The organism is Variovorax sp. CF313, from assembly GCF_000282635.1.
Taxonomy (GTDB): Bacteria; Pseudomonadota; Gammaproteobacteria; order Burkholderiales; family Burkholderiaceae_C; genus Variovorax.
In genome coordinates this window covers 1-7,299 of the sequence record NZ_AKIW01000118.1, presented here as the reverse complement: position 1 = coordinate 7,299, position 7,299 = coordinate 1, and the positions used below count along the sequence as shown (strand labels likewise).

The 7,299-nt window shown below is 65.8% G+C and carries 7 protein-coding genes; 1 reads left to right on the top strand and 6 read right to left on the bottom strand.

Going from position 1 to position 7,299, the window contains the following annotated elements; translation table 11 throughout:
- From PMI12_RS25355 to PMI12_RS25330, 6 genes are all read right to left on the bottom strand, one after another.
- The coding region (locus PMI12_RS25355; protein WP_042674320.1) for an amino acid ABC transporter ATP-binding protein at positions 1-488 on the bottom strand (488 nt) is incomplete at its 3' end.
- Between the two features lie 39 nt (positions 489-527).
- Positions 528-1,217, bottom strand: coding sequence for an amino acid ABC transporter permease (locus PMI12_RS25350; RefSeq protein ID WP_007838246.1), 690 nt, complete (start codon positions 1,215-1,217; stop codon positions 528-530).
- Position 1,218: 1 nt separating this feature from the next.
- Positions 1,219-1,950, bottom strand: coding sequence for an amino acid ABC transporter permease (locus tag PMI12_RS25345; protein ID WP_007838244.1), 732 nt, complete (start codon positions 1,948-1,950; stop codon positions 1,219-1,221).
- Positions 1,951-2,047: 97 nt separating this feature from the next.
- Positions 2,048-2,947, bottom strand: a complete 900-nt coding sequence (locus PMI12_RS25340) for an amino acid ABC transporter substrate-binding protein (RefSeq protein ID WP_007838242.1) — start codon at positions 2,945-2,947, stop codon at positions 2,048-2,050.
- Positions 2,948-3,115: 168 nt separating this feature from the next.
- Positions 3,116-4,570, bottom strand: coding sequence for an aspartate ammonia-lyase (locus PMI12_RS25335; RefSeq protein ID WP_007838240.1), 1,455 nt, complete (start codon positions 4,568-4,570; stop codon positions 3,116-3,118).
- Positions 4,571-4,741: 171 nt separating this feature from the next.
- A complete protein-coding gene (locus PMI12_RS25330) occupies positions 4,742-5,731 on the bottom strand; it encodes a LysR substrate-binding domain-containing protein (RefSeq protein ID WP_007838238.1) in 990 nt (329 codons plus the stop codon).
- Positions 5,732-5,792: 61 nt separating this feature from the next.
- Between PMI12_RS25330 and PMI12_RS25325 the strand changes: the two genes are divergently transcribed.
- Positions 5,793-7,235: an amidase gene (locus PMI12_RS25325; RefSeq protein WP_007838231.1), complete on the top strand. Its 1,443-nt coding sequence runs from the start codon at positions 5,793-5,795 to the stop codon at positions 7,233-7,235.
- Positions 7,236-7,299 lie beyond the last annotated feature (64 nt).

The following is a 7,299-nucleotide window of genomic DNA, read 5'->3' as shown; positions in this document are numbered from 1 at the left end:
GGTTCGTCGAACAGCATCACGATCGGGTCCATCGACAGCGCACGGGCGATCGCCACGCGCTGCTGCTGGCCGCCCGACAGCTGGCCCGGGAACTTGTCCTTGTGCGCCATCAGGCCCACGCGGTCGAGCATCTTCAGGCCCCGGGTCTTGGCTTCGTCGGGCGTGCGGCCCAGCACCTTGATCTGCGCGATCGTGAGGTTCTCGGTCACCGACAGGTGTGGGAACAGCTCGAAGTGCTGGAACACCATGCCGACCTTGGAGCGCAGCTTGGGCAGGTTGGTCTTGGGGTCGTGCAGCGGGATGCCGTTGACGGTGATCTCGCCCTTCTGGAAGGGCTCGAGCGCGTTCACGGTCTTGATGAGGGTGGACTTGCCCGAGCCCGAGGGCCCGCACACCACCACCACGTCGCCCTTGGAGATGCTCACGTTGCAGTCGTTGAGCACCTGCACCGGGCCATACCACTTCGATACGTTCTTGATTTCAATCATTTTTTCGGACATTTCTTTCTCTCCGGTTCAGCCACTCGGTCAGCGAATGATGGCGATCTTCTTGTGCAGGCGTTTCACCAGCCAAGACAGGGCATAGCACATGACGAAGTACACGACGGCCGCGAGCAGGTACGCCTCGATCGGACGGCCGAAGTTCTTGCCCGCGGTCTCGAAGCCCTTGAGCATGTCGTAGGCGCCGATGGCGTAGACCAGCGAGGTGTCCTGGAACAGGATGATGGTCTGCGTGAGCAGCACCGGCAGCATGTTGCGGAAGGCCTGCGGCAGCACCACGAGACGCATGTTCTGGCCGTAGGTCATGCCCACCGCCTGGCCCGCGTTCACCTGGCCGCGCGGGATCGACTGGATGCCCGCGCGCATGATCTCGCTGAAGTACGCGGCCTCGAACGCGACGAAGGTGATCACGGCCGAGATTTCGGAGCGGTAGTTGGAACCGACCGAACCGAATAGCGAATAGAACGACGCCGGCACGAGCAGGAAGAACCACAGGATCACCATCACCAGCGGGATGCTTCGCATGCCGTTGACGTACAGCGCCGCGGGCGCGTCGAGCCATTTCTTGCCCGACAGCCGCATGAGCGCCAGCAGGGTGCCGAAGATCACGCCGCCGATGGTGGCCACGATCGTCAGCATGATGCTGAAGTAGAAGCCCTTGACGACGAAGTTGCTGATGACGTCCCAGTTGTAGAACGACAGGTCGAGATTCATCATGTCAATGTCCTCCGCCGCCGCTGCTGGCCGAGACGATGAAGCCCGGCACGCGGGTCTTCTTCTCGATGAATGCCATGAGCCGGTTGATGACCAGGGCCGACACCACGTAGCACGCCGTCACCGCGAGGTAGACCTCGATGCCGCGCGAGGTTTCTTCCTGCGCCTGCATCGCGAACATGGTGAGCTCGGCGACCGACACGGCGAACGCGACGGACGAGTTCTTGAAGATGTTCATCGTCTCGCTCGTGAGCGGCGGGATGATGATGCGGTAGGCCATCGGCAGGATCACGTAGCGGTAGTACTGCGCGGTGGTGAAGCCCACCGCCATGCCCGCGTAGCGCTGGCCCTTGGGCAGCGCCTGGATGCCCGAGCGCACCTGCTCGGCGATGCGCGCCGAGGTGAAGAAGCCCAGCGCCAGCACCACGAGGATGAAGCTGGGCACGCCCTTCATCACCGGGATCAGCGCCGGGATCACGTGGTACCAGAGGAAGATCTGCACCAGCAGCGGGATGTTGCGGAACAGCTCCACCCACGCATTGCCCAGCCGCACCAGCCACGGGCTGTCAGGCAGCGTGCGGATGATGCCGATCAGCGAGCCCAGCACCAGTGCCACGATCAGCGCCAGCAGCGCGACCGACACCGTCCAGCCCCACGCCGAGAGCATCCATTGCAGGTAGCTCGGATATTCCCCCCCGGGGTCTTGCAGGAACACCTGCCAATCCCAGTTGCCCATTTGTATTTACTCCTTCTTCACCGTCTCTTCGAAAACCAGTCCCTTGAAAAGAAACGCCCACCGCGAAAGGTGGGCGTCATCACGCTGCGACGCGCGCTTATTCCTTCGTGACGTACTCTTCGGCCGGCTTGTCGTTCGGGTTGGCCCAGGCGTTCTTGGTGGCTTCGCCCAGCGGCAGGCCGATGGTCACGCCAGCCGGCGGGATCGGCTTCAGGAACCACTTGTCGTACAGCTTGGCGAGCTCGCCCGACTTGGCCTGTGCCTTGATGCTGTCGTCCACGGCCTTCTTGAAGGCCGGGTCGTCCTTGCGGATCATGATGCCGATGGGTTCGACGGCCAGCACGTCAGGCAGGATCTTGTAGTCCTTCGGCGACTTCGACTTGGCGGCCAGGGCAGCCAGGATCGAGCCGTCCATCACGAAGGCGTCGGCACGGCCGGTTTCGAGCAGCAGGAAGCTGTCGGAGTGGTCCTTGCCGTAGACCTCCTTGAAGGTCAGGTTCTCGGCGCGCTTCTGCTTGCGCACGGTCTGCAGCGGCGTGGTGCCGGTGGTGGTGGCAACCGTCTTGTCCTTCAGGTCGGCCAGCGAGTGGATGCCCGAGTTGGCCTTGACGACGATCTTGGTTTCTTCGACGTAGGTGGTCACGCCGAAGGCCACGTCCTTCTGGCGGGTGGCGTTGTTGGTGGTGGAGCCGCACTCGATGTCCACGGTGCCGTTCTGCACCAGGGGAATGCGGTTCTGCGAGGTCACGGGCTGGTACTTGACTTCGAGCTTCTTGCCGACGGCCTTCTCGAGGTCCTTGATGATGTTGGCGCAGACGTCGTAGTGGAAGCCGGTGTATTGGCCGTTGCCCAGCGTGTACGACAGGCCCGAGGATTCACGCACGCCTTCGGTGATGGTGCCCGAAGCCTTGATCTTGGCCAGGGTGTCATTGGCCTGAGCGAAGACGCCGCTGGTGGCGAGCGCCGCGATTGCCAATGCCATTGCTTGTTTTTTCATACAGAAAACTCCTGAGGGTGACTGAAACAGATACAACTAAATTCTAGACATTCACATTTTGCGTGATACCCGGACCAACCCGGTGCATTCACACCCACGCTGCACCGGCCATGCGCATTGCAGCGCCAGCCTGGTGCGATCCTGCCTCCTGGCATTGTCCGACTTTCACTAAGCAGCCTTTGTGCCCGAAGGCTCGGCGGCCGGTGGAACTGGCGCGGCCGACAGGCGCACCGGCTGCGTCAGGTTCTCGGGCACCAGCAGCGCGTCCATCTCGGCGCGCGTCATGATGCCCAGCGACTCGGCCACCACGTCGATCGGCCCGCCCGTGGCGAGCGCGGTCTTGGCGATGAGCGCGGCCTTCTCGTAGCCGATGAGCGGGTTGAGCGCCGTGACCAGCGTGACCGATTCGCGCACCCGCTTGGCGAGGAACTCGCGGTTGGCCTCGATGCCGACGACGCAGTTCTTCTCCAGCGTGTTGCAGGCCCGGCTCAGGTGCTGGATGCTCTTGAACAGGCTCCAGCCCATGATCGGTTCGAAGGCGTTGAGCTGCAGCTGGCCGGCCTCGGACGCCATCGTGACTGTGACGTCGTTGCCGATGACCTCGAAGGCCACCTGGTTCATCACCTCGGGAATCACGGGGTTGACCTTGCCCGGCATGATCGACGAGCCCGCCTGCCGCGCCGGCAGCCGGATCTCGCCGAAGCCGGCCTGCGGGCCGCTGGACAGCAGGCGCAGGTCGTTGCAGGTCTTGCTGAGCTTGGTCGCCACGCGCTTGAGCACGCCCGACAGCTGCACGAAGGCCCCCGTGTCCTGCGTGGCCTCGATGAGATTGGCGGCCTGCTTCAGCGGCACGCCGGTCTGCTCGGCGAGGTACTGGCAGGCCAGGTTGGCATAGCCGTGCGGCGCGTTGATGCCGGTGCCGATGGCAGTCGCGCCGAGGTTGATTTCCTCGATGAGCGCGCGCGCCTCGCCCAGGCGGGCCTCGTCTTCCCCAATCATGATCGCGTAGGTCAGGAACTCCTGGCCCAGCGTCATCGGCACGGCATCTTGCAGCTGCGTGCGGCCGATCTTGAGGATGTCCTTGAATTCGAGCGCCTTGGCCTCGAAGCTGCGGCGCAGCGACGCCATCGATTCGAGCAGCCGGTCGATGGCGAACCACAGCGCCAGGCGCACGGCCGTGGGGTACACGTCGTTGGTGCTCTGCGAGGCGTTGACGTGGTCGTTGGGATGCAGCACGTCGTAGCGCGCCTTCTCGTGGCCCAGCTTCTCGAGCGCGAGGTTGCAGATGACCTCGTTGGCGTTCATGTTGGTCGAGGTGCCGGCGCCGCCCTGGATCACGTCGACCACGAACTCGTCGAGCAGCTTGCCGTCGACGATGTCCTCGCAGGCCAGGATGATGGCCGCCGCGCGGTCGCGGTCGATGGCGCCCAAGTCGGCGTTGGCGCGCGTGGCGGCCTTCTTCACGTAGGCCAGCGCACGCACCAGGTCGGGCATGGCCGAGATGCGGGTGCCGGAGATGGGGAAGTTCTCGACCGCGCGGGCCGTGTGCACGCCCCAGTAGGCGACGGCGGGGATCTGCTTGTCGCCGAGGAAGTCGTGTTCAGTCCTGAAATTGGAGCTCATGCTGGTTCCTCGGCTTAAAAAAAAGCACGCGCAAGGCGCGTGCCGGGCTGTGCTGCTTGCAACGGCAAAAAAACTGCCGCGACTGTAGTGGCGCCGGTTCAAGGGCGCCAATGCCGTTTGCGGGGGGTCCTATGCGTGGCATTTATAGATTGTGCGTTGCACAAAATCCGGTCATTGACGCTGGGGCTGCGTGCCGACCAGGTAAGACCATAACGCATCGGCAGTGCGTTTGGGCTGCAAGCCCTCGGAGGTCGAAGCCTTCGCAGTGCGGCCGCCACCGGCCCTGAGCGGGGCCGCCATGCCGGGCCGCTCGCGGTAGGCGCGGATCTCCATCGTCGCCTCCAGGCTGTCGATCTCGGGCGGCAGCGCGCTCACGAGCTTGCGCGCCTTGATCTCCTTGCGCACCGCGCTCTGCGGCAGGAAGGCGATACCGTGCCCTTCGAGCGCCATCACCTTCAGGCCCTCGGCCATGTCGGTTTCATAGACCCGGTCGAGGTGGATGGCGGTGCCCGATTCCTTCAGCAACTGGTCGACCACGCGCCCCAGGTAGGCGCCCGGCGCATAGCCCAGATAGGGCAGCGGCTGGCCGGGCCGGCCCGGCAGGCGGTAGCGCGGCGCGCCCTCGGCATCGGCCTTGACCCAGGGGGCGACGGTTTCCTCGCCGAGGCTGACCATCTCGTACTTGTTGGCGTCGAGCTGCAGCGGCTGCGAGGGGTGGTGGTAGGCGATCAGCAGGTCGCAGCTGCCTTCGACCAGCCGCAGCACCGCGTCATGCACGTTGAGCGCGATCAGGCGGCTCTTGATGGGCCCGAAATGCTCCCTGAGGCTGGTCACCCACGAGGGAAAGAAGGTGAAGGCCAGCGTGTGCGGCACGGCAATTTCGATCACGTCCTGCCCGGCGGCCGAGTGCCCGCGCAGCATGGCCCGGGTGCTCTGCAGCGACTGCAGCATCTCGATGGCCTGGCTGTAGAGCGTCTGGCCCGCTGGCGTGAGCCGCGTGGGGTACGAACTGCGGTCCACCAGGTCGGTGCCGGCCCAGCCTTCGAGCGCCTGGATGCGGCGGGAGAACGCCGGCTGCGTCACGTGCCTCAATTGGGCCGAGCGGCTGAAGCTGCGCGTTTCCGCAAGGCTGATGAAGTCTTCGAGCCACTTTGTTTCCATACGCGGCGATTATGCGAGCGCCGAGCCATACTGGGCTCCCCCTCTTTTTCCCTCATCCGCCATGTCTTCAGCCGACCTGCTCGACCTCAGCGCCACCGAACTCTCCCGCCGCATCGCCGCGCGCGACGTGTCCTGCCGCGAGCTGATGCAGGCCTCGCTGGCCCGCATCGAAGCGCTGAACCCGCGCTTCAACGCCATCGTGTCGCCGCGCGATCCGCAGCAGGTGCTGGCCGAGGCCGACGAGCGCGACGCCGAGCTGGCGCGCGGCGAGCGCCGCGGCTGGATGCACGGCTTTCCGCTGGCGGTGAAGGACCTGAGCCACGCCGCCGGCCTGCCGACCTCCATGGGCTCGCCGCTGTCGCCGCGCTCCGCCGCGCGGGCCGACAGCCTGCACGTGGCACGCGCCAGGGCGGCCGGCGCCGTGGTCATCGGCAAGACCAACACGCCCGAGTTCGGGCTCGGCTCGCACACCTACAACACCGTGTTCGGCATCACCCGCAATGCCTACGCGCCCGATCGCAGCGCGGGCGGCAGCAGCGGCGGTGCCGCGGTGGCGCTGGCCCTGGGCATGCTGCCCGTGGCGGACGGCAGCGACATGATGGGTTCGCTGCGCAACCCTGCCGCCTTCAACAACGTGATCGGCATGCGCCCCTCGCGCGGACGCGTGCCGGGCAACCCCGACGAGGAACTGTTCTTCCAGCAGCTGGGCTGCGAAGGCCCGATGGCGCGCACCGTGGAAGACGCCGCGCGGCTGCTGGCCGTGCAGGCCGGCTTCGACGCTCGCGTGCCGCTGTCGTCGCCTCATGCCCTGCCCTCGCCCGACGAACTGCAACTCGAAGGCGACGGCAAAGGCCTGCGCATCGGCTGGCTGGGCAGCATCTGGCCCGACCTGCCGCTGGAGCCGGGCATCCGCGAGTTGGGCGAGAAAGCGCTCGGCACCTTCCGCGACATCGGCTGCGAGGTCGAACCCTGCACGCTCGACGTGCCGCGCGAGCACAACTGGAGCGCCTGGCTGCGCCTGCGGCAGTTGCTGGTGGGCGGCAAGCTGGGCGCCTACCTGAGCGATCCGAAGCTGTTCGCGCAGCTCAAGCCGGAGGCGCAATGGGAGATCGAGCAGAGCCGTCACCTGGATGCGGCCTCGCTCTACCAGGCCTCGGTGTACCGGTCGAACGTGTATCGCGCGTTCCTGAAGCTGTTCGAACGCTTCGACTTCGTGCTGGCGCCGACCGCGCAGGTGTTTCCGTTCGACGCGGAAATGCACTGGCCGAAGGAAGTCGCTGGCGTGGCGAGCGACACGTACCACCGCTGGATGGAGATCGTCACGCCTTTCACCCTGGCCGGGCTGCCGACCCTGAATGTGCGCGCCGGCTTCGGCGAAGGCGGGCTGCCGATAGGGCTGCAGCTGGCGGGGCCTATCCATGCGGACCTCGATGTGCTGCGGCTTGGGCATGCGTACGACCAGGCATGCGGCTGGGCCGCCCATCGCCCCCCAGTATTGGTTTGACTCCCTCCCCCGCTGGGGGAGGGCTGGGGTGGGGGCAAGCGGCGCCTCCATCGAGCGCCCTGCC